Source organism: Prescottella soli, assembly GCF_040024445.1.
In the GTDB taxonomy this organism is placed as follows: Bacteria; Actinomycetota; Actinomycetes; order Mycobacteriales; family Mycobacteriaceae; genus Prescottella; species Prescottella soli.
Window position 1 is genome coordinate 1441075 of sequence record NZ_CP157276.1, and the last position, 26680, is coordinate 1467754.

The 26680-nt window shown below is 68.3% G+C and carries 25 protein-coding genes; 12 read left to right on the plus strand and 13 right to left on the minus strand.

All coding sequences use genetic code 11. The features are described from left to right. Nucleotides 1–24: 24 nt before the first annotated feature. The 5 genes from ABI214_RS06705 to ABI214_RS06725 all read left to right on the plus strand — a co-directional run bounded on the left by ABI214_RS06705 (nt 25) and on the right by ABI214_RS06725 (nt 5428). On the plus strand, nt 25–1443 hold the full coding sequence (locus ABI214_RS06705) for a wax ester/triacylglycerol synthase domain-containing protein (RefSeq protein WP_348607651.1): 1419 nt from the start codon (nt 25–27) through the stop codon (nt 1441–1443). Nucleotides 1444–1608: 165 nt separating this feature from the next. Continuing rightward, on the plus strand, nt 1609–1800 hold the full coding sequence (locus tag ABI214_RS06710; protein ID WP_348607654.1) for a hypothetical protein: 192 nt from the start codon (nt 1609–1611) through the stop codon (nt 1798–1800). Between the two features lie 385 nt (nt 1801–2185). Beyond that, nucleotides 2186–3253 carry an alpha/beta hydrolase gene (locus ABI214_RS06715; RefSeq protein WP_348607657.1) on the plus strand — a complete coding sequence of 356 codons (1068 nt, stop codon included), beginning with the start codon at nt 2186–2188 and terminating at the stop codon, nt 3251–3253. Nucleotides 3254–3333: 80 nt separating this feature from the next. Beyond that, nucleotides 3334–4311: an alpha/beta hydrolase gene (locus ABI214_RS06720; RefSeq protein WP_348607660.1), complete on the plus strand. Its 978-nt coding sequence runs from the start codon at nt 3334–3336 to the stop codon at nt 4309–4311. A 976-nt stretch (nt 4312–5287) separates the two neighbouring features. After that, nucleotides 5288–5428: a hypothetical protein gene (locus tag ABI214_RS06725; RefSeq protein WP_348607663.1), complete on the plus strand. Its 141-nt coding sequence runs from the start codon at nt 5288–5290 to the stop codon at nt 5426–5428. 69 nt (nt 5429–5497) lie between these two features. On the opposite strand, the gene ABI214_RS06730 is transcribed toward ABI214_RS06725, so the two are convergent. The 3 genes from ABI214_RS06730 to mca are packed head-to-tail and all read right to left on the minus strand — an operon-like array spanning nt 5498 to nt 8721. Beyond that, nucleotides 5498–7513, minus strand: a complete 2016-nt coding sequence (locus ABI214_RS06730; protein WP_348607666.1) for a thioredoxin domain-containing protein — start codon at nt 7511–7513, stop codon at nt 5498–5500. A gap of 9 nt (nt 7514–7522) precedes the next feature. Further along, nucleotides 7523–7843, minus strand: coding sequence for a hypothetical protein (locus ABI214_RS06735; RefSeq protein WP_348607669.1), 321 nt, complete (start codon nt 7841–7843; stop codon nt 7523–7525). Between the two features lie 2 nt (nt 7844–7845). Next, nucleotides 7846–8721: a mycothiol conjugate amidase Mca gene (mca, locus tag ABI214_RS06740; protein WP_348607672.1), complete on the minus strand. Its 876-nt coding sequence runs from the start codon at nt 8719–8721 to the stop codon at nt 7846–7848. A gap of 205 nt (nt 8722–8926) precedes the next feature. On the opposite strand from mca, the gene ABI214_RS06745 reads away from it, so the two are divergent. Both ABI214_RS06745 and greA read left to right on the plus strand, forming a co-directional pair. Next, on the plus strand, nt 8927–9352 hold the full coding sequence (locus ABI214_RS06745; protein ID WP_348607675.1) for a DUF4307 domain-containing protein: 426 nt from the start codon (nt 8927–8929) through the stop codon (nt 9350–9352). A 247-nt stretch (nt 9353–9599) separates the two neighbouring features. Then, nucleotides 9600–10094: a transcription elongation factor GreA gene (greA, locus tag ABI214_RS06750; RefSeq protein ID WP_280762760.1), complete on the plus strand. Its 495-nt coding sequence runs from the start codon at nt 9600–9602 to the stop codon at nt 10092–10094. Between the two features lie 69 nt (nt 10095–10163). On the opposite strand, the gene ABI214_RS06755 is transcribed toward greA, so the two are convergent. From ABI214_RS06755 to ABI214_RS06770, 4 genes are all read right to left on the minus strand, one after another. Further along, nucleotides 10164–11525, minus strand: a complete 1362-nt coding sequence (locus ABI214_RS06755; RefSeq protein ID WP_348607680.1) for a bifunctional lytic transglycosylase/C40 family peptidase — start codon at nt 11523–11525, stop codon at nt 10164–10166. Between the two features lie 164 nt (nt 11526–11689). Continuing rightward, nucleotides 11690–12841, minus strand: a complete 1152-nt coding sequence (locus ABI214_RS06760; protein ID WP_348607683.1) for a cystathionine gamma-synthase — start codon at nt 12839–12841, stop codon at nt 11690–11692. Between the two features lie 34 nt (nt 12842–12875). After that, the gene (locus ABI214_RS06765) at nt 12876–13466 is read right to left on the minus strand and encodes a hypothetical protein (RefSeq protein WP_348607686.1); all 591 of its coding nucleotides are present in this window, start codon (nt 13464–13466) and stop codon (nt 12876–12878) included. Between the two features lie 77 nt (nt 13467–13543). Beyond that, the gene (locus ABI214_RS06770; protein ID WP_348607689.1) at nt 13544–14926 is read right to left on the minus strand and encodes a cystathionine beta-synthase; all 1383 of its coding nucleotides are present in this window, start codon (nt 14924–14926) and stop codon (nt 13544–13546) included. A 282-nt stretch (nt 14927–15208) separates the two neighbouring features. Between ABI214_RS06770 and ABI214_RS06775 the strand changes: the two genes are divergently transcribed. Further along, entirely contained in the window at nt 15209–16426 is a 1218-nt protein-coding gene (locus ABI214_RS06775; protein WP_348607692.1) for an acetyl-CoA C-acetyltransferase, read from the plus strand. Between the two features lie 168 nt (nt 16427–16594). Here ABI214_RS06775 and ABI214_RS06780 read toward each other — a convergent pair whose 3' ends face one another. Beyond that, nucleotides 16595–17437 (minus strand): Bax inhibitor-1/YccA family protein, encoded by an 843-nt coding sequence (locus ABI214_RS06780; RefSeq protein WP_348607696.1) that lies wholly within the window; start codon nt 17435–17437, stop codon nt 16595–16597. 244 nt (nt 17438–17681) lie between these two features. Here ABI214_RS06780 and ABI214_RS06785 point away from each other — a divergent pair, with 244 nt between their 5' ends. Continuing rightward, entirely contained in the window at nt 17682–18029 is a 348-nt protein-coding gene (locus ABI214_RS06785) for a hypothetical protein (RefSeq protein ID WP_348607699.1), read from the plus strand. Here ABI214_RS06785 and ABI214_RS06790 read toward each other — a convergent pair whose 3' ends face one another. Continuing rightward, nucleotides 18030–19163, minus strand: a complete 1134-nt coding sequence (locus ABI214_RS06790; protein ID WP_348607702.1) for a class I SAM-dependent methyltransferase — start codon at nt 19161–19163, stop codon at nt 18030–18032. Nucleotides 19164–19328: 165 nt separating this feature from the next. Here ABI214_RS06790 and ABI214_RS06795 point away from each other — a divergent pair, with 165 nt between their 5' ends. After that, nucleotides 19329–20126: an SDR family NAD(P)-dependent oxidoreductase gene (locus ABI214_RS06795; RefSeq protein ID WP_348607705.1), complete on the plus strand. Its 798-nt coding sequence runs from the start codon at nt 19329–19331 to the stop codon at nt 20124–20126. A gap of 3 nt (nt 20127–20129) precedes the next feature. Here ABI214_RS06795 and ABI214_RS06800 read toward each other — a convergent pair whose 3' ends face one another. Genes ABI214_RS06800 through ABI214_RS06810 form a run of 3 tightly spaced genes read right to left on the minus strand, consistent with a single transcriptional unit; the run spans nt 20130 to nt 22950 of the window. Then, nucleotides 20130–21185: an alpha/beta fold hydrolase gene (locus ABI214_RS06800; protein WP_348607708.1), complete on the minus strand. Its 1056-nt coding sequence runs from the start codon at nt 21183–21185 to the stop codon at nt 20130–20132. A 53-nt stretch (nt 21186–21238) separates the two neighbouring features. After that, nucleotides 21239–21865 (minus strand): FMN reductase, encoded by a 627-nt coding sequence (locus ABI214_RS06805; protein WP_348607711.1) that lies wholly within the window; start codon nt 21863–21865, stop codon nt 21239–21241. Next, nucleotides 21862–22950 (minus strand): LLM class flavin-dependent oxidoreductase, encoded by a 1089-nt coding sequence (locus ABI214_RS06810; RefSeq protein WP_348607714.1) that lies wholly within the window; start codon nt 22948–22950, stop codon nt 21862–21864. Before ABI214_RS06810 ends, ABI214_RS06805 begins: the two co-directional genes overlap by 4 nt. Nucleotides 22951–23106: 156 nt before the next feature. Between ABI214_RS06810 and ABI214_RS06815 the strand changes: the two genes are divergently transcribed. Beyond that, complete coding sequence (locus ABI214_RS06815) at nt 23107–24744, plus strand: acyl-CoA dehydrogenase family protein (protein WP_348607717.1); 1638 nt, start codon at nt 23107–23109, stop codon at nt 24742–24744. Nucleotides 24745–24771: 27 nt separating this feature from the next. Continuing rightward, nucleotides 24772–25953 (plus strand): sensor histidine kinase, encoded by a 1182-nt coding sequence (locus ABI214_RS06820; protein WP_348607720.1) that lies wholly within the window; start codon nt 24772–24774, stop codon nt 25951–25953. Here ABI214_RS06820 and ABI214_RS06825 read toward each other — a convergent pair. After that, nucleotides 25929–26588, minus strand: coding sequence for a response regulator transcription factor (locus ABI214_RS06825; protein ID WP_348607723.1), 660 nt, complete (start codon nt 26586–26588; stop codon nt 25929–25931). The genes ABI214_RS06820 and ABI214_RS06825 overlap by 25 nt on opposite strands. Between the last annotated feature and the right edge of the window lie 92 nt (nt 26589–26680).

A 26680-nucleotide genomic window follows, 5' to 3' on the forward strand; every position in this document is an offset into this window, starting at 1 on the left:
CAAACAGTTGGTGGAGTTGCCCAATTGGCGCCACAGGATGCCGAATTCGTCTACCACGAGGGCGAGCGCCATATCTCGAACTCGACCGGTATCTATATGTTCGACACCACCGGCGAGACCGCTCCGATCACCCAGCGCGAGGCCGAGGAATGGATGCGCGCGCGCCTCGGCTACAGCGGCGTGTTCACGCGGCGACTTCGGCACCTACCGCTGGAGCTGGACTACCCGTTCTGGGTCCCGGATCCCACACTCGACCTCGCGAAGCATGTGGTCGTCGAACCGGTCGACGGGCCTGGATGGGACGCCCTGCGGCGCCACATCTCCCGATTCTCGGGCAAGCCGCTGGATCTCACCCGGCCGCCGTGGCAGCTGCACTTCCTCACCGGTGTCACCGGCATCGAGGGGCTTCCCGACCGGATGACGGTGGCCGTGCTGCGGTGCCACCACAGTTCCGGGGACGGACTCACCGCCCGCGACCTGGGGCTGCGAATCTTCGGACGGTCCGAGGTTCATCCACCGATTCCGTCGACCTCCGAAAACTGGTCCCTGCCGACGGAGTTCGTGAAAGCGATCGGCCGGCTCCCCTCCCGGTGGAGCACGTTCCGCGAAGGGCTGGCCACGACCGGCGACGCCGCCAAGCGGGTCACCGACGAGGTCGCGGCCGGCACGATCGCCCCGCCCGGACCGCGCCGGCCCGCGACGCGGTTCAACCAGCAGATCACCCCCGATCTGATCTTCGACGTCGTGAGCTTCTCACCGAAGGACATCCGCACCGTGCAGGCCTCGGTCGACGGTGCAACCTTCAACGACGTTCTCCTGGCGACCATCTCGGGTGGACTCGCCGCCTACCTCGCCGAGAAGGGCGAGACCCCCAGCGCATCGCTGTCCGCAGTGGTCCCGATGTCGCTGCGGGGTACCCGACCCGGCGTCGCGAACCAACCGGACAACAATCGCGCCAATCATCTCGCGCTGATGAGCGTCGATCTACACACCGACATCGACGACCCACTCGAACGCCTACGGGCGATCAATGCGTCGGTCCGCGCGGAAAAGCACCGCCACCGCCATCCCGATGTCCAGATCGCAGCGTCGCGGGTGGAAACGGCACCAGCATGGTTGCTGCGCGGGGTCAATTGGTTGATGCAACTGCGCAAGCAACCGGAAGGAACCGTCGAAACCGTCAACACGATGGTCAGCAACATCCCATGGACGGGCGACGACCTCGTGCTGCGCGGCGCGCCCCTGGTCCGGAGTTTCGGCATTCTCGGGATCATCGACAAGGTCGGACTGAGGCACCTCATCGTGTCCCATCACGACGACGAAATCGAGATCTCGTTCTGCACCGACACCGCGATGATGCCGGACACGGATCGTTACAAAGAACTCCTCACCAGGGAATTCCAGAAGTTGGTCGACCGTTCAAATAGGTCGATATCAACATAATCCAGAGAAATTTCCTGAAACCGACCCGACATGCTGCGACCGGTTGTTACCGTCTCATTGCGTCACGGGCAATCCGACCGTGATACGTGGACCGGTACCGATCCGATCAATTGTGTCTTGCCGGATTCGAAACCGGGTAACTACATATCTCTTCAGGAGGCAAACATGGGTTCTCTCCAGGGAATTATGGGCGCGCTGCTCGAGGGCGGCATGGGTTCGCTGGGTGCCGACGGACTCCTCGGCACCTTCATCGGCTCGGCTCAGTCCACCATCCAGGGCGGGCTCGGCTCGCTCGGCGACCTGGTCGACATCGGCTTCGGCTCGATCCAGAGCTTCTCCGCCGCACCGCCGAAGTAAGCAACCGGCCTTACCGACCACGCGATTGACGGCTGGGGCGTACGGGATCCAAGCGATACCAGTTCGCCCTGAAACAGCCTCGATAACCGCACCAATACGCCATACCTAAGGAGAATCATGGGATCCGTTTACGATGCTCTCGGCGTCTTCACTGGCAGCGCCGGCCCGGCGATCACCAAGGTTGTCAACGCGCTCTACGCACTGAGCGGCGGCACCAACCCCGCGGCCAAGTAACAGCGCTTGGCGCTGGTGCCGTCCGGCACCCCAATCGGGATCCGCATCTTTGCGGGTCCCGATTGCGCATGTCAGAGCTCCATCGAGCGACGCGACCTCCGCAGCTGCCCTTCCTGCAACCGCACCGGCCGCCCCGAACCAGGACCGATCCATGAACAATCCCCACGGAACCCGACGACTGCGGACGGCATGTGTCGTCCTGGCCGCGGCAACACTTCCGTTGCTCGGCGGAATCCCTGCGACAGCGGAGGTTCCAGGGTCGCCGGGTCCCACCGCGATTGACGGCACGTCCGGTGCGCGGCTGGTCAGTTCCACGCAACGCGCAGGCCAGCAAGTCGACATCGAGGTGTACTCGCCGTCGATGCAGCGCAACATCCCCCTGCAGGTGCTCCGCCCCAAGGACAGCAGCACTCCCGCGCCCACGTTCTACCTGCTCAACGGTGCCGGTGGTGGCGAGGACGGAGCCGCATGGGATCTCCAGACGGATGTCGGAGAGTTCTTCGCGGACAAGCACGTCAACGTCGTGACGCCGATGGAAGGCGCATTCAGCTACTACACCGACTGGCGCAATCCCGACCCCGGACTTGCCGCCACCAGCGGCAACAACGGCATCAACAAGTGGACGACATTCCTGACCGAGGAACTGCCTCCGGTCATCGGCGACGCCTTCGACACGACGGGCGACAACGCCATCGCCGCCATCTCCATGACCGGGACGTCCGTCCTCGACTTGGCCATCGAAGCACCCGACCTCTACAAGAGCGTCGGCTCGTACAGCGGATGCGCAATCACCAGCCAGACGCCCGGCCGCCAGTTCGTCAAGCTCGTCGTGGGACTCGGCGACGGCAACGTCGACAACATGTGGGGACCGCAGGACGACCCCGAATGGGTGGCGCGCGATCCGTACGTGAACGCCGACAAGCTCCCCCGCATCCCCATGTACATCTCCACGGCGAGCGGGCTCCCCGGTCCCCACGACAACATGGACAACCCCCGAATCCAAGGCAGGTTCGCGACATTGGCGAGCCAGGTCGTCGTCGGCGGCATCATCGAGGCGTCCACGCAGTACTGCACGGACCAGCTCTCGAAGAAGACCCGGGCGCTGGGGATGGACAACATCGTCTACAACTTCCGGCCGGCGGGTACCCACTCGTGGGGATACTGGGAGGACGATCTGCACGAGTCGTGGCCGATGATCGCCCGCTCGCTCGGCATCTGATCGAATCGAAGCAGGGGGCGAAACCAATGCAGCACCGACACATTCGTGCCGTAGCCGCTGGGCTGCTCGCGGCGGGGGTGATGGCGGGCTCTCCTGCCATCGCGAACGCCGACTTCGATCCGGAGGTCGGGACCGTAGTCCCGGATTACGTGGAGGTCGCGGCCGACGCACAGCCCGAGATCACCAGCGTCACCACGGTCGACGACCGGATCCTCCTGCTGCAGGTGGCCTCCCCTGCCATGCGCCGCGAGGTGCCCGTGAACGTGCTGCTGCCCGCCGACCGCAGCGAACCACGCGGCGTTCTCTACCTGCTCGACGGCAATTCCGGGCAGGTGGACAGCACCAACTGGCTCGATCCGACCAAGGGCAACGCCCAGGCGTTCTTCGCCGACAAGAACGTCAACGTCGTGATGCCCGTCGGGGGCACCGGCAGCCTCTACCAGGACTGGACCGAGGACCACCCCAAGTTCGGACGCACCCAGTGGGAGACGTTCCTGTCCAAGGAATTACCTCCCCTGATCGATGCCCGCTTCGACACCAGCGGGCGCAACGTCATCGGCGGGATCTCCTCCGGCGCCCAGGGCGCCGTGATGCTCGCCGCCCGCGATCCGGAACTGTACGACGGGGCCGTGGGGTACAGCGGCTGCTACGTGACAGAGGGGCCAGTCGGGCAGATTCTGACCGATCTGATCGTCATGAACGGGATGGCGACCTCGGACATGATGTGGGGCCCGCAAGGCGACGACGCCTGGCGCGATCACGATCTGTTCCGCAACGCTTCCCGCCTCGCCGGCAAGAGGGTCTACCTGTCGTCGGGGAACGGCCTACCCGGCCCGCACGAATCCCTCGACCAGCCCGACATCGCCAACACCGTCGTGGTCGGCGGACTCCTCGAGGCCGGCTCGAACGTGTGCACCGACCAACTGGCACAGGCACTTCGGAGCGCCGGAGCAGACGTGACCCGCAGCGCTCAACCGGCTGGGGTGCATGCGTGGATCTACTGGCGAGACGAGCTCGGACGCTCGTGGCCGACCATCGAGGCAGCACTTCACCAATAGCCGGAATCAAACAACTGACTAATTGATTCGGGATCATAACGCGCATACTTCACCAGTTGCTGCTAGCGTCCAATGTCACGGGCGGTTGCCCGTGGCAGAGACAACGCGATTGCGGGACTGCACAACTGGTTTGAAGGACTCCCCCGCACCGCACCGGGAAACTGGGAGGGATCATGGGTTCTATCGCGGATATCCTCGCCGACGTCCAGTCGGTGGATCTGACCGAAGGCACCATCGGGACCGTGCTCGCGTGGCTGGGCGGACTCCTCACCGGCAGCGCCTCCAACTGACACAGGTCGTTGCGTCTCTGCGGCGCAACGACCTCCATGCCCACTAGGACCGCAGCGCCGGCAGGCCTGCACGATCAGGAGGAAAGCACATGGGTTCGCTTGCAGATCTCGTCAGGATTCCCGTCATGAGCATCGATGCCCTGGGCGTCGGGATCCTTCAGTCCTTCAGGAACCTCGTCGACTACACGACGCGCGCGTTCAGCTGAGGAATCAGGACCACAGAACACCGCTCCGCACCCCGCAATGCAGGAAGGGTCCGTGCCCGTTGAGCACGGACCCTTCCTGCAATTCACGCCCGATTTGAACAACTGAACAGTTTTGTTCGTTTTGCCACCGTGACCTCCGCAGGCTTGCTATCTTCTCTGCAGTCGCGGGGTTCACCCCTGCGGTCTGACGAAGGCGGCTGTCCCGCAATCGATTTGCGAGAGGCAGTCGCCATAGCCATTCACGAAGGAGAGTTTCATGGGATCGTTCGAAGACATCTTCAAGGGTTTCGGCTCGCTGGACGCCGTCAAGCACCTGTTCGGCACGATCAGCACCTCGGTCGAGAACATCTTCGGTAGCTGAGAAGCTGACACGAACCGCGGGCGCGGCTGAGCGCCGACGCGGTTACTTCGCTCCCGTCGGAGCATCCCCATCACTTGCAGGGCCGAACAGTCGGCCCTGCCGCATCTCGGAGGTACACCATGGGCTCGATCATCGAAGCCATCCGCATCCCGGTCGGCAGCGCGGACGCCATCCTCACCGGCTTCATCGACTCGATCGACCGCACGCTCAACGGCCTGGGCGATCTCGCCGGCGGCCTTCTGGGCCGCATCGGCTCCTAGTCCGATCGCCGATTCCCGGACGGGAATCGCAGAAGAGCCGTGCGGCATTGCCGCACGGCTCTTTTCGTGTCAGTCCGCGTCCACCAGCCCACGCAACGCGCCGACGTCGGTGACCGGCCGATCGCACACGAATCCGCGGCACACGTACGCCGTCGGGGCGCCGTCGACCTGCGGCCTGTCGGCGAGCAGCGGCGTCGAATCCGCAGGGCCCGCAACCACGACGGCACCACCCGGAGCGAGACGCCGCGCCTGCCTGGACAATTCGGATGATTCGGTCTCCGACACCGCGATCTGGATCGGCCCACGTACCGAGGCTTCCGCGACCGCGAGCCAGTGCCCCGCCGATCGTGGCGCGCGCTGCAACACCATCGCCGCGCGGGCCAGCGAATCCGCCGCAGCGCCCGCATACTTCGACGCCCGCTCCGCGTCCGCCAACGCCGACGCGGTCACAAGCGCTTCCGCCATCGCAGACGCCCCCGACGGCGTCGCCCCGTCGAGAGGATCCCGCGGACGGGTCACCAGGACCTCGGCGTCGTCCGCGGTGTCGAACCAACTACCCGGCTGATCCGGGTCGGCGAAACGCGCCATCGCGGTGTCCAGCAAACCGGTTGCGGCGTCCAACCACTCCCCCGCGCCGGTCACCTGGTGCAGGGTGAGCAGTCCCGTCGCGAGCGCGGCGTGGTCCTCGAGGATTCCCACCGGCTCCCCCACCACTCCGGCGAGCGATGCGCGTCGCAGCCGCCCGTCCACCACGTGAGTCGTCAGCAGGACACGGGCGCATTCGGCTGCGGCCCACAGCCATTCCGGCCGGTCGAGGGTCGCACCGGCCTCCGCGAGCGCGGTGATCGCGAGCCCGTTCCACGCAGTGACCACCTTGTCGTCTCGTGCGGGCTGCGGCCGTCGACTGCGCGCCGCGAACAGCCGCGACCGCACGTCGGCCAGACGGGCGCCGTCGGACGGATCCGAGAGAAGCTGCAGGACCGAGGCGCCGCGTTCGAACGTCCCCTCCGCCGTCACCGCGAACGTCTCGGCCGCCCAGGCCCCCTCGTCCGCGCCGAGCACCTCGATCAGCTGCTCGGGGGTCCACGAGTACGTCAGCCCCTCTTCCCCGTCGGTGTCGGCGTCGAGCGCCGACGCAAAGGCCCCCGCGCTGGTACGCAGATCGCGCAGCAGGAACTCGGCCGTCTCCTCCACCACCCGGTGCGCGAGGGCCGAGTCGGTGCGCCGCGCGAGGTGCGCGTAGCAACGCAGCAGCAGCGCGTTGTCGTAGAGCATCTTCTCGAAGTGCGGCACCAGCCAGTCCGCATCCACCGAGTAACGCGCGAAGCCGCCACCGAGTTGGTCGTAGATGCCGCCACGCGCCATCGCGTCGGCGGTGCGCTCGACCGTTCGCAGCACCGGCTCGGCGCCCGTCCGCTCGTACGAGCGCAGCAGCCCCTCGAGCAGCATCGACGGCGGGAACTTCGGTGCGCCGCCGAACCCACCACGGGCGCGGTCCTCGTCACGCAGCACGCTGGACACGGCGCCCGAGAGCAACGGCACGTCGACAGGCGGTCCGCCGGCCGGCAGCGGGGCACTGTTGCGCCGGAGCTCAGCGACCACGGACGCGGCCGCGTCGTCGACGTCACCGCGTCGCGTGCGCCAGGTGTCCGCGACCGCGTTCAGCAACTGAGTGAACGACGGCATCCCGCCCCGGGGCTGCACCGGGTAGTAGGTGCCGCAGTAGAACGGAGCGCCGTCCGGCGTGAGGAAGCACGTCATGGGCCAGCCGCCCTGGCCGGTCATCGCGACCGTCGCGTTCATGTAGACCGCATCGAGGTCGGGGCGTTCCTCGCGGTCCACCTTGATGCACACGAAGTGCTCGTTCATCACTGCCGCGGTCGCCGGATCCTCGAACGACTCGTGCGCCATGACGTGACACCAGTGACACGCCGCGTACCCGATCGACAGCAGGATCGGGACGTTGCGCTCACGCGCCCACGCGAGCGCCTCCGGACCCCACTCGTGCCAGTGGACCGGATTGTCCGCGTGCTGTCGTAGATACGGGCTGGTCGCGCCGCCCAGGGTATTCCGCTCGAGCGACACGACTCTCCCCTAACTCGTCGGTTTCGTGGGTGGGTCCTGGTCGGCCTGCGAGCCATCGGCCGGCTGCTCCGGTTCGATGACCTCGGCGACCGCCGCGCCCCGCTCCGTGCCCTCGTCGGCTGCCTGATCAGCCTCCGGATGCTCCGGCTGGAAGGTGTCCGGCAGCTTCCGCAGCTGCTTGTTCATCGACCGGACCAACAGGATCGTGCCGGCCAGCAGAGCCACGACCAGCACCAGACCGAGCGGCGACGCCTTGCCGAACTCGGGGCCCTGCGGGCTGCTCGGGGTACTGGTCCCCTGCGCCAGGAGGTCCCACGCCAACGTCGTCATCACTACTTCTCATCCTCCGAAATGCCCGCGAAGAGGTCGTCCTCCGGGATCGCCGTGTGTACCCGGGTCTTGGCCAGCTCGAACTCCTCGGTCGGCCAGATCTTCTGCTGGATGTCCAGCGGAACCGCGAAGAACGAGCCATTCGGGTCGATCTGCGTCGCGTGGGCGCGCAGCGCGTCGTCCCGCTGCGGGAAGTAGTCCCCGCACTGGATCTGCGTCGTCACCCGCGCCATCAGGTCGCCCTGCTCGGTCTTCCACTTGGCGAGCCACTCGGCCATGGGGAACTCCTCCCCGCGGCGCTCGTACTCCTCCTTGAACTGGACCAGGCGCTTCCGGATGAACCCGTGCGAGTAGTAGACCTTCTGCACCTCCCACGGCTCGCCGGCGTCGGGGAACTGCTCCGGGTCTCCCGCCGCCTCGTACGCGGCCATCGAGACCTCGTGGCACTTGATGTGGTCGGGGTGCGGGTAGCCGCCGTTCTCGTCGTACGTGGTCATCACGTGCGGACGGAACTCGCGGATCACCTTCACCAGCGCCTCGGTCGGCACCTCAAGCGGCTCGAGCGCGAAGCAGCCCTCCGGCAGCGGCGGCTTGGGGTCGCCCTCCGGCAGGCCGGAGTCGACGAACCCGAGCCACGTCTGCTGCACCCCGAGGATCCGGGCGGCCTCGGCCATCTCCTCGCGACGGACCTCGTCCATCCGCTCGCGGATGCCCGGGACGTCCATCGCGGGATTCAGGATGTCGCCACGTTCACCGCCCGTCAGCGTCACGACGAGCACCTCGTTGCCCTCCGCGGCATAACGAGCCATCGTCGCGGCGCCCTTGCTCGACTCGTCGTCGGGGTGGGCATGAACGGCCATGAGTCGGAATCCGCTCACGTGTGTATTCACCTCAGCTTCGCGTGTCACCGTCGTGGCGTGTCACCTGCAGTGGTCGACCGCTACCGCGCACGGCGCGCCGTCGTCCTTCCCCTATAGTTCCACCTGACACATACGACCGTCTGTCGTACCCCCGCTACGCGTGGCATACGGCGATCCCGACGGCCCGACGGAGCACCACCACAACCGGCTCGAGAGCGAAGTGATGAGCAGTACACCTCCCACCGACCGCTACGGGTCCGCGCCGCGGACTGCCCGCCCGAAGAACTGGGGCAAGTGGGTGCTGACCGGTCTCGTCATCGTCGCCGGCATCGGAATCGCGTACATCGCCTACAACAAGTTCGCCGTGAGCGACGTCGACGGCAAACAGGTCGCGTTCGACATCGTCGACGACCGGACGATGAACATCCAGATCACCGTGACGCGCGAGGACCCCTCCCAAGCCGCCGTGTGCATCGTCCGCGCGCGCTCGAAGGACGGCTCCGAGACCGGACGCCGTGAGGTGTACATCGCACCGTCCGAGTCGAAGACTGTCGAGGTCACCGCACCCGTCCACACCTCCCAGCCGCCCGCTATGGGTGATCTGTACGGATGCAGTCTGGACGTTCCGGACTATCTTCACGCGGGCTGACGTTCGGACCGACCGGTCTTCGTTAGACCGGGCCGAAAAGCCCCTCCGTGCTAAAATCGGTTGATACACGGTTCCACTCGGAGCCGTGTATTGCTGCATTGACGGCAGGACGAGTCTGCTCACGAAGTGGGCGACTTGGGGGGATAACCGCCACGGACAAGAGCGGCCTGCCCGTTGATCGTTGCTGTTCGCAGCGATCTGCCGAGGGAGTCCACGAGGGACTTCGACAACAAGGGAGTGATCGACAATGACCGAGACCCAGGTGACCTGGCTTACTCAGGAGTCTCACGACAGGCTCAAGGCTGAGCTCGACCAGCTCATCGCCAATCGTCCGGTCATTGCCGCCGAGATCAACGAGCGTCGCGAAGAGGGCGACCTCAAGGAGAACGGCGGCTACCACGCTGCTCGCGAGGAGCAGGGCCAGCAGGAAGCGCGCATCCGCCAGCTGCAGGAGCTGCTCAACAGCGCCAAGGTGGGCGAGGCCCCGACGCAGTCCGGCGTGGCGCTGCCCGGCTCGGTCGTCAAGGTCTACTACGACGGCGACGAGACCGACACCGAGACCTTCCTGATCGCCACCCGCGAGGAAGGCGCCCGCAACGACAAGCTCGAGGTCTACTCGCCGGGCTCCCCGCTGGGCGGCGCGCTGATCGACGCCAAGGTCGGCGAGACCCGCGAGTACAACCTCCCCAACGGAAGCCTGATGAAGGTCACCCTCGTCAGCGCCGAGCCGTACCACGGCTGATCACAGCCCCCAGACGACAGAACCCCGGCCGGGCAGCTGCCCGGCCGGGGTTCTCGCTTTCGGTCTCCGTCAGAGCACCCGGCGTGCCTTCATGTCCGCGAAGACCGGCCCGATCTTGACGACATCCCCGGTCTGCGGCGCGTGGACCATGAGCCCGTTGCCCATGTAGATGCCGACGTGGCCGGGACCGCCCGCCTGCCAGTTACCGAAGACGAGGTCGCCCGGCTGCGCCGCGGACATGGGGATCTCGGTGCCGACACCCCACTGCGTCTCCGACGTGCGCGGCAGGACGACCTTGCCGCCGGTGGCCGCGAACACCGCCGCCGACGTCAGGCCCGAGCAGTCGAAGCCGCCCATCGTGGGTCCACCGATGTTGCCGCCACCCCACACGTACGGGAGGCCGAGGTACCGCATCGCCAACTGCACCGCCGCACCGCCGAGACCGGTGGTGGGCAGGTTGATGTCGAAGTTGAAGTTCGCGAACGGCGACAGCAACTGCTCGAACTGGCCCTCCGACGCCCGGATCTTCTGCACGAACACACCGGACTGGTTGGCCGCATCGTCGGCGCCGGTCGGGATGCCGCCGGCCTTGCGGACCGCTCGGGTTCCCGCGTTGAAGGCCGCGAGCGCGAGGTCGAGGGTGTCGCCCTGGACCAGGCCTTCCTGCTTCCAGGTGTCCATCTGCGCGTAGTTGTCGCACAGCATGTGCCCGGCAGCCATGACGGAGTCGGCGACGCCGAGGATGTCGGCGGTGCCGTCGCCGTCGGCGTCCTTGCCGTACTTGGCCCAGTCGCTGGGCATGAACTTGGCCGGACCGCGTCCGCCGGCCAGCGAGACCGGCGCCGTCGGGCCGTACCGGAAGTCGTTCTCCACCGAGAACAACGCGGCCAGCGTGGGCGCCTTGACGCCGTCGCAGATCTCGCCGGCCTTGCGTAGCCAGGGCGCGAACACCGCGATCGAACCTACCTGCCCCAGAGCGGGATTCGAGGGCAGAACAGCGGGAAGTGCTGGGAGAGTGACGGAACCGATCCCCGGAAGCGCAAACTCAGGGGCCGCGACCGGCGCAGGCGCACGGACCTCGGCCGGGGGCGCCACGGGGGCGGCCGTCGCGGGCGCGGGCGGGGCCGGTTGAGGCGTCGTAGGCTGCCCGGGCGCCTCGGTCGCCGAAGGCTGCGCGGTCGGGGCGGCCGGCGCCTGGAGGGCGGGGATGGCCTTCGCGAGATCGGACGCCGCCTGCTGCCGCATATCCGGCGGGAGCAGCGCGATGATGCTGTTCACGGGCTCCACCAATTGCGGTGTGGGCTGCGGGGCAGGCTGCTCTATGGGCGGGGCTATCGGAGCCGGGTCCGGTGCCGCATTCGCGGCTGCTGGAAATGCTGCACCTGTTGCTGCAGTAACAGCCACGAGGATGGCTGCAGGCTCCCATGACATACACCGCTCCTGGGGTCGCGCTTAGTTCCGAGGACTCACCGTAACGGGCAAACTGACTGGCGCGTGCAGGATTCAGGAAACCCTCAGGCTTTCGCTCGCCTGCCGTCGCCGGGCGTTCACCCACGGCGACGGCAAGCGTGCAAAACCTCAGGTCGGACGGCCGGTCAGCCGAGGGCCTGCTCGATGTCGGCGAGCAGGTCGGCGGCATCCTCGATGCCGACCGACAGGCGCACCAGGTCCTCCGGAACCTCGAGAGCGGAGCCCGCGGTCGACGCGTGCGTCATCGCCCCCGGGTGCTCGATGAGCGACTCGACGCCACCGAGGGACTCGGCGAGCGTGAAGATCTGCGTGCGCGAGCAGAAGTCGAGTGCAGCCTGCTTGCCGCCCTTCAGCCGCACCGAGACCATGCCACCGAACCGGCGCATCTGCTTGGCCGCCACCGCGTGGCCCGGGTGCGATTCGAGGCCCGGGTAGATGACGTGGGAGATCGCGGAGTGGCCGGCCAGCAGGTCGACAACCTTCTCGGCGTTGTCGCTGTGACGCTCCATGCGCAGCGCGAGGGTCTTGATGCCGCGCATCGTCAGGAACGCGTCGAACGGGCCGGGTACCGCGCCCGCGCCGTTCTGCAGGAACGCGAACTTGGCGTCGAGTTCCGCGTCGTTCGTCACCAGCGCACCGCCGACGACGTCGGAGTGGCCGCCGATGTACTTCGTCGTCGAGTGCAGCGCGATGTCGGCACCCAACGTCAGCGGCTGCTGCAGGTACGGTGACGCAAAGGTGTTGTCCACCACCAACTTCGCGCCCGCAGCGTGCGCCACCTCGGAGATCGCGGCGATGTCACCGATGTTGAGCAGCGGGTTGGTCGGCGTCTCGACCCACACCAGCTTGGTCTCGGGGCGGATCGCGGCGCGAACCGCATCGACGTCGGACACCGCCGCCGGGGTGTACTCGATCCCCCACTGCGTGAACACCTTGTCGATGAGCCGGAACGTGCCGCCGTACGCGTCGTTCGGGATCACCAGGTGGTCGCCGGGACGCAGCACCGACCGCAGCACGCAGTCCGTCGCCGCCATGCCGGACCCGAACGCCCGCCCGAACGTGCCCGATTCGAGCGCAGCGAGGTTCGCCTCGAGCGGACGGCGGGTGGGGTTGCCGGTACGCGCGTACTCGAACCCGTTGCGCATCCCGCCGACGCCGTCCTGCGCGAACGTCGAACTGGCGTAGATCGGCACGTTGACGGCACCGGTCTGCGGGTCGGGCTCGTATCCGGCGTGGATGGCCCTGGTGGAAAACCCTGTGGATCCCTGCTCACTCATGGCGTTCAGCCTAACGGCCGGGCCCGGTCCCTGGTCAGTTCGCCATCGTCGACCGCACCGCGACCAGCAGCGCGGCGGAGTCCTCCTTCGAGAACGTGGCCCCGCCGCGGGGGAAGAGGAAGAGATTCGCGCGCGGTGAGTTGTAGGTGGTGCCGACGCCGTCGAACGTCGTGATGTAACCACCGATCGCCTCGGCTTCCTTGCTGGGCAGGTAGATGTTCGAGCGGGCGATCGCCGGGCGGAGCTTGTCGACCTCCTCCGCGGTCGCGTCCGTCGGTTCGACGCTCACCGTGAACTCGCCCTTGCCTGCGAACGAGCACATCGTCCCGCCGTGCTCCGACAGGACCGACATCTTGTAGCCGCTCGCGTATCGGGCGATGGCCTTCTCGACCTCGGCACACGTCGGAAGTGCCACCGCGGCGCCGGCGGCCGCACCGGGCCCGCGCGTCGGCGCCGCCGACGACCGTGGCGACGCCTGCGCCGAAGCCTGTGCCGACGGGTGCGTGGAGACCATCTCCCCACCGGCCGCCTTCGCAGTCCCCTCGACCGCGCCCCCGCACGCCGAACCCGACACCACCACCGCCGCAAGACATGCGACAGCCCCTATGTTTCTCCCCCACTGCATGGCGCAGAGCCTATCCGAGGCCCGAAACGACGAATTCCCGGCGGGTGTCCGCCGGGAATTCGTCAGGATTCGAGCAATCAGGCTCCGGCGCTGAGGAACCCGAGCAGATCGTGTCGAGTGATGACACCGACAGGCTTGCCGTCGTCGACGACCATCAGGGCGTCGGTGTCGCCGAGGGCCTTGGTCGCCGCCGAAACCGGCTCGTGCGCACCGATCAGCGGGAACGGCTTGCTCATGTGCTTCTCGACCGGGTCGGCCAGCCCGGCGCGACCCTCGAAGACCGCGCTCAGCAGGTCACGCTCGGACACGCTACCCGCGACCTCGCCGGCCATGACCGGCGGCTCGGCGCCGACGACGGGCATCTGCGAGACGCCGTACTCGCGCAGGATCTCGATCGCGTCGCGCAGCGTCTCACCCGGATGCGTGTGCACCAGGTCGGGCAGCTCGCCGGACTTGCCGCGCAGCACGTCGCCGACGGTCCGCTCGCTGCTGTCGCCGTCGAGGCGGGAGCGCAGGAAGCCGTACGACGCCATCCACTCGTCGTTGAAGATCTTCGACAGGTAACCGCGGCCACCGTCGGGCAGCAGCACCACGACGACGGCGTCCGGGTCACGCTTCGCGACCTCGAGCGCCGCGACGACGGCCATGCCGCACGAGCCGCCGACCAGCAGGCCCTCCTCGCGGGCAAGACGGCGGGTCATCTCGAACGAGTCGGCGTCGGAGACGGCGATGATCTCGTCGGGCACGGACGGGTCGTACGCGGTGGGCCAGAAGTCCTCACCGACGCCCTCGACGAGGTACGGCCGGCCGGTGCCGCCCGAGTAGACCGAGCCCTCGGGGTCGGCGCCGATGACCTTGACCTTGCCGCCCGAGATCTCCTTGAGGTAGCGGCCCGTGCCGGTGATGGTGCCGCCCGTGCCGACGCCGGCGACGAAGTGCGTCACCTTGCCGTCGGTGTCGCGCCAGATCTCCGGACCGGTGGTCTCGTAGTGGCTGTCGGGGCCGCCCGGGTTGGCGTACTGGTTGGGCTTCCAGGCGCCCGGGATCTCCTTCACCAGGCGGTCGGAGACGTTGTAGTAGCTGTCCGGATGCTCGGGCGCGACCGCGGTGGGGCACACGACGACCTCCGCACCGTAGGCACGGAGCACGTTGCGCTTGTCCTCGCTGACCTTGTCGGGGCAGACGAACACGCACTTGTAGCCGCGCTTCTGCGCGACCAGGGCCAGGCCGACGCCGGTGTTGCCGGACGTGGGCTCGACGATGGTGCCGCCCGGCTGCAGCTCGCCGGACGCCTCGGCGGCGTCGATCATCTTGACCGCGATGCGGTCCTTGGAGCTGCCGCCCGGATTGAGGTACTCGACCTTGGCGGCCACCAGCCCGGAGCCCTCTCCGACCACGGAGGACAGCTTGACCAAGGGGGTGTTGCCGATGAGGTCGACGACATGATCCGCGATGCGCATGACCCCATGCTTCCAGATCGGAATCGGACACGCCCACCCGCTGGGCTCGAGTGCTCGTGCGCGCCGACGGCGTCTCTCGCTCAGTGGGACGGGGCGTCCCTCGCCGCGCGGCACCGAACGTGTTCCAGAACGGCGCTCGTTTGCCCAGCTCGCAGGCCATGCGTACCCCGGAAATCGGGTCGAAGACGCCGTTTCCGACGGCAACGGGTGGTAGCAGGGTGGATATACCGACGCGGCAACGTAAGTTCATGGTCGAAGAGACCAACCCGAGAAGGAGTTCCCATGCCCGAGGCAGTCATTGTCTCCGTTGCCCGTTCGCCGATCGGCCGTGCCGTCAAGGGCTCGCTGGCAAGCATGCGTCCGGACGATCTGGCCGCGCAGATGGTCGCCGCCGCGATCGCCAAGGTTCCCGAGCTCGATCCCACCGAGATCGACGACCTGATGCTGGGCTGTGGCCTGCCGGGCGGCAAGGCCGGCTTCAACATGGGCCGCATCGTGGCCATCAAGCTGGGCTACGACACCCTGCCCGGCACCACGATCACCCGCTACTGCTCGTCGTCGTTGCAGACCACCCGCATGGCGCTGCACGCGATCAAGGCCGGCGAAGGCGACGTGTTCATCTCCGCCGGTGTCGAGTCGGTGTCGAGCTTCGCCGCCGGTACCTCGGACTCGCTGCCCGACACGAAGAACCCGTTCTTCGCCGACGCCATGGAGCGCACCGCCACCGCCGCCCAGGGCGGCGTTCAGTGGAACGACCCGCGGGAGAACGGCATCGTCCCCGACGCGTACATCGCTATGGGCCAGACCGCCGAGAACGTCGCGCAGCTGACCGGCATCACCCGCGAGGATCAGGACCAGTGGGGCGTCCGTTCGCAGAACCGCGCCGAGGAGGCCATCAAGGCCGGCTTCTTCGAGCGTGAGATCACCCCGGTCACCCTGGCCGACGGCACGGTCGTCAGCACCGACGACGGCCCGCGCGCCGGCGTCACCTACGACGCCGTCAGCCAGCTGAAGCCGGTCTTCCGCCCCGACGGCACCATCAACGCCGGCAACTGCTGCCCGCTGAACGACGGTGCGGCCGCGCTGGTCATCATGAGCGACACCAAGGCCAAGGAGCTGGGCCTGACCCCGCTCGCCCGCGTCGTGTCGACCGGTGTCTCCGGCCTGTCCCCCGAGATCATGGGCCTGGGCCCGATCGAGGCCACCAAGAAGGCGCTCGCGCTCGCCGGCAAGTCGATCAGCGACATCGACCTGTTCGAGATCAACGAGGCCTTCGCGGTGCAGGTGCTGGGCTCGGCCCGCGCCCTCGGCATCGACGAGGACAAGCTGAACGTCTCCGGTGGCGCCATCGCCGTCGGCCACCCGTTCGGTATGACCGGCGCCCGCATCACCGCGACGCTGCTCAACAACCTGCAGACCCACGACAAGCAGTTCGGTGTCGAGACCATGTGTGTCGGCGGCGGCCAGGGCATGGCGATGGTGCTCGAGCGCCTCGCGTAATCCCTCAGCGTCCGCGAACGGGCGGTTCTCCGACGGGCCACACGGCCGACCGTCGGGGAACCGCCCGTTCTGCGTTCGGCGCTTGTGGCGGGTGGCCTATGGCACAGGCGACGAGAACGGGCGGCCGTCGCATCCGCGACGACCGCCCGTTCGTGAGGCGTGGTGAGACTAGTCGCTGTTGAGGTAGCTCAGCAGGCGCAGGATCTCGACGTACAGCCAGACCAGGGTGACGGTGAGGCCGAGGGCGACGCCCCACGCGGCCTTCTCCGGCGCCTGGGCGCGGATCATCTCGTCGGCGGCGTCGAAGTCGAGCAGGAAGCTGAACGCGGCGAGCGCGATGCACACGAGGCTGAAGATGATCGCGATCGTGCCGCCGTCGCGGAGGCCGAAGCCGCCGGGGGTGAAGAAGCTCGCGATCAGGTTGCCGATCATCAGGACCAGGACGCCGATGAGGCCGCCGATGATCATGCGGGTCAGTCGCGGCGTGACGCGGATGGCGCCGGTCTTGTAGACGACCAGCATGCCGAAGAACACGCCGAAGGTGCCGAGGACGGCCTGCCCGATCAGGACCGATGCGTCGACGCCCTGGATGGCCCAGTTCGCGAACATGAACGAGAACGCGCCGAGGAAGAGGCCCTCGCATACCGCGTACGCGAGCACGATCGCCGGGTTGTCCATCTTCCGGCCGAACGACGCCACCATGACGAGGACGAAGCCGACGAGGCCACCACCGATGACGAGCGGCGCCGCGAGGCTCTCGTTTCCGTCGACCAGGAAGTACGAGATGATCGCCGAGATCGTCAGCACACCCAGCGTGATGGCGGTCTTGGTGACGACGTCGTCGATCGTCATGGCCCGCTGCGGCGTCTGGTACTGCTCTTGCGCCGGGTACTGCTGGCCGTATTCCTGTGCAACCTGCGCAGCACCCGCCTGCGCAGATCCGAATGTGGCGTAGCCCCCACCCTCTTGCTTCGGCAGGTTCTTGAACACCGGGTTGCTGGTGGTGCGCACCGTGCACATCCCTTCTCGTGGTCGTCTGTCGTGCCCGGTGGGGCCCGAGTCGGCCGGTGTCGCCCGGCGTCGTTGTCCTTGAAACGTCCGGCAGCGCGGGGAAAGTTCCCGACCGCACCGCCGAGTTGGACATTTCGGACTGTACCGGGCGTACCGTCGCAATCGCTATCCGAGGATCCGACCAAACGGTATCTCGTGCCTCGACAATCCAGCGCGAAATCACGATTCGACAGACAATGGCGACATGGGAATCGAAGACGGATCCGGCGAGACACTGAATGTCAGCGAGAGCCTCGATTCTGACGAGGTCCGCAACGAAGACGGCGACGACGTGGTCGACGCGCCCGACGAGTGGAGCGAGGCCGATCGGTTCGGCACCACGCTGCGCGAGGCCGAGCAGGGCGAGAGCCTCGACCAGCGCCTCGCCGAGGAGGAGCCGGACGTGCTGCCGTTCGGCGAGGAGCGTGAGTACGACGAAGACACCGCCGAACTCCAGGGCGCCGAGATCGTCGACGGGGTCATCGTCGAGGACATCGGGCTGCACCGTGGCCAGGTAGACGGAGACGCGGCCGGCGGAGGGCCCGTGCAGTAGCTATCGCGCGCGGACGGACCGCGTGACGGTGAATTTCGCGCTGCGACCGACCACTTCGGTCGGCCCGACGGCCCGCGTCAGCGCGCCCTTGTAACCCAGGTGGGAGTTGTAGACGGTCCACAGCTCCCCACCCGGTCGCAGCACGCGGCCGGCGGCGTCGAACATCTTGCCCGCGCCTCCGGTGTGCACCGCCGCTCCGACGTGGAACGGCGGATTGCACACGACCAGGTCGATGCTCGCGTCGGACAGCGACGCGATGGCGTCGTCGCGCAGCGCCTGTACCCGGTCGCCGACCCCGTTGGCCCGGGCGGTCGCCACGGCGGATGCGACGGCGGCCGCGGACTGGTCACTCGCGACGACGGTGACGGTGGGCCGGGCCTGTGCGAGGCTGACGGCGAGTATGCCCGTGCCGCACCCCAGGTCGACGGCGGTGTCGGCGTCCCGCATCCGCGGCAGGAACTCGAGCAGGAACCGCGTTCCGATGTCGAGCTTGGGGCCCGCGAACACGGCGCCGTGCGCGACGACGTCCAGCCCCAGTTCGTCGAGGTGTTCGGTGACGGGGAAACGCGACGACGCGGCCGGCGGCCGGGGCGTGTCGGCGATCAGCACCCGCGACTTCTGCCGTCCGAGCGTCGCCCGGACGTTCGAGAATGACCGCCGCAGGACGTCGTTCATCGCCGGGGTGATGTGTTTGTTCCGGCCACCCGCGTACACGACGACGTCGGGGGCGGCGTACCGCGCGATCGTGTCGGCGACCTCGTCGAGTTCGTCAAGGCTGCGCGGCAACTGCAGCAGCACGACCCGCGCCCCAGCGAGCAGGTCCTCCCCCAGCTCGCACGATCGATAGCTGTCCGACAGTCCGGCCGTCTCGGCGTTGTTCACCAGCGCCCGTTCACCGGTGATCGGATCCTGGTGTACCCGAACGTCGTTCGCGCCGAATCGCACCGCGGAACCGAGCGTGAGCGCGCCGTAGTGGTCGCCGATCACCGTCACCGCGCCGTCCGGCGCGGCGGCGAGGGCGTCAGCCGCCTCGTCGAGGATCAGCCGGTCGGCCGCGTCGACGGCGAACAGGTTGAGCGCCTCGACGTCGGGAAAGCGCCGCATCCGGCTGAACAGGTCTTCGACGGAGAGCATGACGCCAATTGTCCTCGACGCCCGGATACGTTCGGCGATCGGCCTGGCCGCCCATTCCTCACCGTCGGACGCGGATTTCCGCGCAGGCCGGCCGGAAGTGGGGGCTCAGGCCGATCGCGGGGCCACACTGGAGCGGGGTGGGGACTTCCCGAGGAAGGGACCGCCATGGACCGTCTGGCTGAGAAGAAGGTCGTCATCACGGGCGCCGCGAGCGGCATCGGCCGGGCCGCCGCGGGTCTGATGGCCGCCGAGGGTGCGCGGGTCCTGGTCGCGGACCTCGACGCGGACGCCGCGGACGAGGCCGCCGAGCAGATCGGGCTCGAGGGCGGGCGGGCCGTCGGGATCGGCGTCGATGTCATGGACGAGAAGTCGGTGGCCGCGATGATCGACCTGGCGGTCGCCGAGTTCGGCGGCCTCGATGTGCTCTGCAATCACGTCGGCGGCAGCAATCCGCGCACCGATCTGGACCTGCTGCGGATGGACCTCGCCGAGTGGGACCGCGCGATAGCCCTCAACGCACGGAGCACGGTCGTCGCGTCGCGGCTGGCGCTGCCACACATGATCGAGGCAGGTGGCGGCTCTATCGTCAACACGGTCTCGGTCGCCGGGATCATCGGCGACGTCCTGCAGTGCGCCTACGGCGCGTCGAAGGCCGCGGTGATCCGCCTGACGCAGTACGTGGCCACGCAGTACGGCCGACACAACGTGCGCTGCAACGCGATTGCGCCCGGCGCGATCATGACACCGGCACTGCGCGACAACCTACCGAAGGACGTCATCGCGGACATCCAGCGACACAATGCGCTCGACCTGATCGGCGAACCGGACGACATCGGTTGGGCGATGGTATATCTCGCGTCGGACGAGTCGAGATACATGAGCGGGCAGACGCTGGTGCTCGACGGCGGCCTCACCGCGCAGAGCCCGATCGCGGCGAGTCGACGCGTCCTGCTCGACGACTGACGTTCAGGCCGCCTCGAGCTCGCCGAGGAACGCGTCGATGTGCCGCCACGTGGTGTCCTTCGCGCCGGGTCCGGCGAGCAGCCCCAGGTGGCTGCCGGGAACGGACTCGAACTGCACCGACGGCGATCCGGGCAGGACGTCGACGATCGCGCGGACCGAGTCCGCGGTGGCGATGACGTCGCCCGTTCCACCGACCGCGAGCACCGGCACGGACAGCTCGGCGAGTTTGATCGTTCTGCCGCCCAGCGTGATCCGCCCCTCGGCGAGGCCGTTGGCGAGCACGAACTCCTCCGCCATCTGGTAGAACAGCCGCGCCGGATAGCCGGGCATCTCGGCCATGAACCGGTCGATCGCCTCCATCCGGGCGAGAGTCTCGGTGTCGTGCAGGTTGCGGGCGACGAACCACGGCTTGAGCAACTCCCGTTGCGGGGCGGTGGCCCGGTAGCCCACCTGGACGAGCGGGGCTGGCAGCCCGCCCATCAGTCGGGTCAGTTCGGTCACCGGGCGGTGCCCGGTGAAGCGACCCACGCCGCGAGCGGCCGCCATCATCGGGATCCGCGAGTAGTCGGCCGGCGTGCCGAGCGCGGCGATCGACGCAATCGGCAGGTCGGGGTGGGCGGACGCGGTGAGCAGCGAGAGCGTCCCACCGAGACTCCATCCGATGACATCGACGTCGGCACCGTCGTGCAGTTCGCTCACCCGACGCAGCGCGTCCGGGACGATGTCGTCGATCCACTCCTCGAAGCCGAGGCCCCGGTCGGCGTAGCTCATCGTCCCGTAGTCGACGACGTACGGCGTGCGCCCGGCGCCCAGCAGGTGGGCCGCGAGGCTCTGACCGGGCCGCAGGTCGTAGCAGTGCATCGACACCGCGAGCGGCGGCACGAGCAGCACCGGGCGGCCGTCGCCGGCGGGCCCGTAGCGGTGCAGATCGCGATGCAACTCCAGGTGAATCGGCGTCGACGGCGTCCGTTCCACCGGCGCGACACCGTCACCCAGCGTCAGCCCCCACGCATTGCGCAGCTGCGCGTTCACCCGTGTCCACCAGTCCGATTCCCGCACGACTCTCCCCCGCCCTGTCGACCTTCGTTGCGGGCATCTTACTGGAGAGTCAGTTACGGCGCCTGCCGCTCCAGCAACTCCTCGAACGGAACCGAGTTCGCGAACGGGTCGACAGGGCCCGTGTTCTGGCGCTCAGCCATCGCCGCGACCAGTTCACGTCCGGCGCGCGCGATCCGCCGCCCCAATGCCTGGTCATCGGATCCCGCCCAGTCCTCCGACGCCGCGTAGACCGCCGTCGGCACCGCGGCCGCCCGGAGGTACGCGAACATCGGACGGATCGCGTGCTCGAGCGCGAGCGAGTGCCGCGCGGTGCCGCCGGTCGCGCCCAGCAGCACCGGCACACCGTCGAGCGTTCCCGGTTCCAGGACGTCGAAGAACGACTTGAACAGCCCGCTGTAGGAGGCGTTGAAGATCGGCGTCACCGCGATGAGCCCGTCGGACGCCGCGACCCGCTCGGTCACCGACCGGAGCGCGCCGCTCGGGAAACCGGTGAGCAGGTTGTCGACGAGCGCGTGCGCGTGCTCGCGGAGTTCGACCACCTCGACGTCGGCGTCGATGCCCCGCTCGGTGAGCGCGTCCACGGCGGCCGCGGCGAGGCGGTCGGCGAGTAGCCGACTCGACGACGGCTGCGTCAACCCCGCCGAGATCACCGTCAGCGCACGGGTTTTCGTGTCGCTCATGACAGCACCTCCGCGTTCTTGCGTGCCAGCAGACTCGCGTGGGTCGGGGCGTCGGGCACGTGCGCGGGACGCATCGCGTCTAACTCGCGACGCAGCACCGGCACGACCTCCTCGCCGAGCAGGTCGAGCTGCTCGAGGACCGTCTTCAGCGGCAGGCCGGCGTGATCCATGAGGAACAGCTGCCGCTGGTAGTCGCCGAAGCTTTCCCGGAACGTGAGGGTCTTGTCGATGACCTCCTGCGGGCTGCCGACGGTCAGCGGGGTCTCCTCGGTGAACTCCTCGAGCGACGGGCCGTGGCCGTAGACCGGGGCGTTGTCGAAGTACGGCCGGAACTCGCGGACCGCGTCCTGCGAGTTCTTGCGCATGAACACCTGGCCACCGAGGCCGACGATCGCCTGGTCGGCCGACCCGTGACCGTAGTGCTCGTAGCGGCGACGGTACAGGTCGATCAATCGGACGAAGTGCTCCCTGGGCCAGAAGATGTTGTTCGCGAAGAAACCGTCGCCGTAGTACGCGGCCTGCTCGGCGATCTCGGGGCTGCGGATCGACCCGTGCCACACGAACGGCGGGACGTCGTCGAGCGGGCGCGGCGTCGACGTGAACGACTGCAGCGGCGTCCGGAACCGGCCCTGCCAGTTCACCACGTCCTCACGCCACAACTTGTGCAGCAGTGCGTAGTTCTCGATGGCGAGCGGAATGCCCTCACGGATGTCCTTGCCGAACCAGGGATACACCGGGCCGGTGTTGCCGCGGCCGAGCATGAGGTCGACGCGGCCGTCGGCCAGGTGCTGGAGCATCGCGAAGTCCTCGGCGATCTTCACCGGGTCGTTGGTGGTGATGAGCGTCGTCGACGTCGAGAGCTGGATGCGCTCGGTGCGCGCCGCGATGTAGCCGAGCATGGTCGTCGGCGAGGACGGCACGAACGGCGGGTTGTGGTGCTCGCCGGTGGCGAATACGTCGAGGCCCACTTCCTCGGCCTTCTCCGCGATCGCGACCATCGCCTTGATTCGCTCGGCCTCGGTCGGGGTCCGACCGGTCGTGGGGTCCATGGTCACGTCGCCGACAGTGAAGATTCCGAACTGCATGCCCTACCTCCGAAGTATTTCAAGTTTCAACTATAGCCACGAACCGTGTCCGCCCCGCGGATATTCCACCGGCGCGGTCGGCAATTGCTTGACGTACCGGCCGGACCGTCATTGACTGCAGACGAGGATCACCGTCACCACCGCACAGGGGGTCGCATGAGGGTCACGCACGAGGTCACCAATCAGGTCCCGCCGCTGATCGACTACGACGCGGCCGACTATCCGCCGATCCTCGAAGCGCTGCGACGCGAGGGCGCACACGAAGCCCTCGACGACCTGCACCGAGTCGGCCGGCTCGCCGGCGGCGCGGAGGCGCAGCGGTGGGGTGATCTGGCCGAGGCCCATCCCCCGGTGCTGCGGACGCATGACCGCTACGGTCACCGCATCGACGAGGTCGACTACGACCCCGCCTACCACCAGCTCATGAATACCGCCGTGGAACTGGGACTGCACGGCGCCGCGTGGACCGACCCCGACCCGCACTCGCACCTGGTGCGGGCCGCGAAGATGGCGGTGTGGGGCCAGGTGGACGCCGGGCACGGGTGCCCGATCTCGATGACCTACGCCGTGGTGCCGGCGCTGCGCCACAACCTCGAACTGGCGCTGCAGTACGAGCCGCTGCTGGCCGCCCGCGTCTACGACCCGGAACCGCGGCCGCCACTGACGAAGCCCGGGCTGATCGCGGGCATGTCGATGACCGAGAAGCAGGGCGGCTCCGACGTCCGTGCCGGCACCACCCGCGCCGTCCCGCAGCCCGACGGCACCTACCTGCTCACCGGCCACAAGTGGTTCACGTCGGCGCCGATGTCGGACATCTTTCTCGTGCTCGCGCAGGCTCCTGGCGGGCTGACGTGCTTCCTGCTGCCTCGGGTCCTGCCCGACGGCACCCGCAACGCGATGCTCCTGCAGCGGCTCAAGGACAAGCTCGGCAACCGGTCGAACGCGAGCAGCGAGGTGGAGTACGACGAGGCCGTCGCGTGGCGGGTCGGCGACGAGGGCCGGGGTGTGCCGACGATCATCGAGATGGTCAACATGACCCGCCTGGATTGCACCATCGGCACCGCGACCGGGATGCGCGTCGGCGTCACGCAGGCCGCCCACCATGCGGTGCACCGCAGCGCGTTCGGCGCGCATCTGATCGACCAGCCCCTCATGCGGAATGTGCTCGCGGACCTGGCCGTCGAATCGGAGGCTGCGACCACCGTCGCGCTGTGGCTCGCCGCCCTCACCGACCGCGCCGCGACCGGTGATCCGCAAGCCGCGACGCTGCGCCGCATCGCCCTCGCCGTCAGCAAGTACTACGTGTGCAAGCGCGGACCGATCCACGCCGCCGAGGCCCTGGAATGCCTGGGCGGCAACGGATATGTGGAGGAGTCGCGGATGCCGCGCCTGTACCGGGAGGCGCCGCTGCTGTCCGTGTGGGAGGGGTCCGGCAACGTCGCCGCGCTCGACGTCCTGCGGGCGATGGCCCGCCGGCCCGAGACGGTGGAGGCGTTCTTCGACGAACTGGACGACAGCGCCGGCGCCGACGCCCGCCTCGACGCCGCGGTAGCGGCATTGAAGGCGTCGTTCACGGACGTCGACACCCTCGAGCACCGGGCCCGGCGGGTGGTCGGCGACATGGCGCTCGCGTTGCAGGGGGCTCTCCTGGTCCGCACCGGATACCCCGCCGTCGCGGACGCGTTCTGCGCCAGCCGTCTGTCCGGGGACTGGGGAACGGTGTTCGGCACCCTGCCGGCCGGGCTCGACCTGGCACCGATCATCGAACGAGCGACCCCGAAGGCGGGTTCCTGACAGGCCACCCTCGCTATCCTGCAGCGCGTGAATGCCCTCGAGCGGTACCGGCGGAGGCTCGAACCGCACCTGCCCCGAGTGCGGGACGTGGTGCTGACGGCCGCGACGATCGCGCTCCTGATCGTGCGCTTCGTTCAGACGGGATCCGGTTCGACCGCCGCGGTCTGGGCGACGGCGTTGTCCATCGCCGCGGCGACGACGCTGATGTGCCGGCGCCGCTACCCGATCGCCGTCGCCGGCGTCGGCATCGTGGTGTGCGCCGTGTCCGGGTCCAACGTCATGATGATGCTCGGGATCTGCACACTGTCGGTTCGACGACACGACCGGTGGTTGTGGGCCGTCGCGGCGATCGGCGTCCTGACGAATGCCACGTCGGGCTTCCTCCGCGCGGGCACCGACGGCTACGCGAGCTACCTGGGTTCATCGCTCTTCTCGGTGCTCACCTACGTCGTGCTCGGCGCCTACATCGGGCTGCGCCGAAAGCATCTGGAGGGGCTGCACGAGCGGGTGCGGCACGCGGAGGCCGAGCGGGAGGTCCGCGCCACTCAGGCACGGCTCGCGGAGCGCGGCCGGATTGCGCGCGAGATGCACGACGTCGTCGCGCACAAGGTCTCGCTCATCGCGCTCCACGCCGGCGCACTCCAGATGACCGCGGCGCCGGACGCCGACCGCGTCCATCGCTCCGCCGAACTGATCGCCGACACGGCCCGCGCCGCGCTCAGCGACCTGCGCAGTGTGCTGGGGGTGCTCCGAGAGTCGCCCGACGGCGATCGCCCGGATCCACCGCAGCCGCGGCTGGTGGATCTGCCGGCGCTCGTCGCGGCCTCTCGCGAGGCCGGAATCCCGATCGCGGAGAACATCTCCGCGGATCTCGCGACTCCCGCTCCGGCGGCGCTGGCGCTCACCGCCTACCGGGTGACGCAGGAAGCCCTGACGAACATTCACAAGCACGCCGCGGGCGCCCCAACCACGGTCGAGATCCACGGACGTCCCGGCGACCGTCTCACGATCGAGATCGTCAACGGGGCTCCGGCCCACCCGGTGGCGCCGTCGGGACTGGCCGGTTCCGGCGCGGGTCTGGTGGGTCTGCGGGAACGGGTGGGACTGGCCTCCGGCCGCCTCGAACACGGCCCCACACCGGACGGCGGGTGGCGCGTGTTCGCCAGTTCGCCCTGGCCCGACGGTCAATCCGGGTCGGCCAGCAGCTGAGCATCGCGGACCACGAGCGCCGCCTGCACGCGGTTCGAAACGTCCAACGCCGCGAGGATGCGGCTGACGTGCGCCTTGACCGTGCTCTCCCGCATCGCGAGGGCCCGCGCGATATCGGCGTTGGAATCTCCCCCGCCCACCCGCTCGAGCACCTGCTTCTCGCGTGGGGTCAACCGCTCGATGCGTTCGACCGCCGTGCGCGCAGCGTCGGACGTCTGCCGGTGGAACCGGTCGATGAGGGCGCGGGCGGCGCCCGGGTGGAGCATCGACCCGCCGTCGGCGACGACGTGCACGGCCCTGAGGATCTCTGCCGGCGGCGTGTCCTTGAGCAGGAAGCCGTCGGCCCCCGCCGCCAGTGCCGAGTACACGTACCGGTCCAGATCGAAGGTGGTCAGGACGAGGATGCGCGGCCGTCGGGGCAGCGTCGCCATCCGCCGCGTCGCCTCGATACCGTCCATGATCGGCATTCGCACGTCCATCAGGACGACGTCGACCCGGTTCGACGACGCCGAGCGGACGGCCTCACCGCCGTCGGCGGCGTGACCGACCACCGCGATTTCGCCGTCGGTGGCGAGCAGTTCGGTCAGCCCCTGACGGACGAACGGATCGTCGTCCACGACCAGAACCGAGATCACGCGGAGACTGTACCGCGGGGGCATCGGGGATTCGGCTTCTCCACCGATCGTTCGCGGACACTTCGACTTTCGTCGGGGGTGCCGGTCGCCGA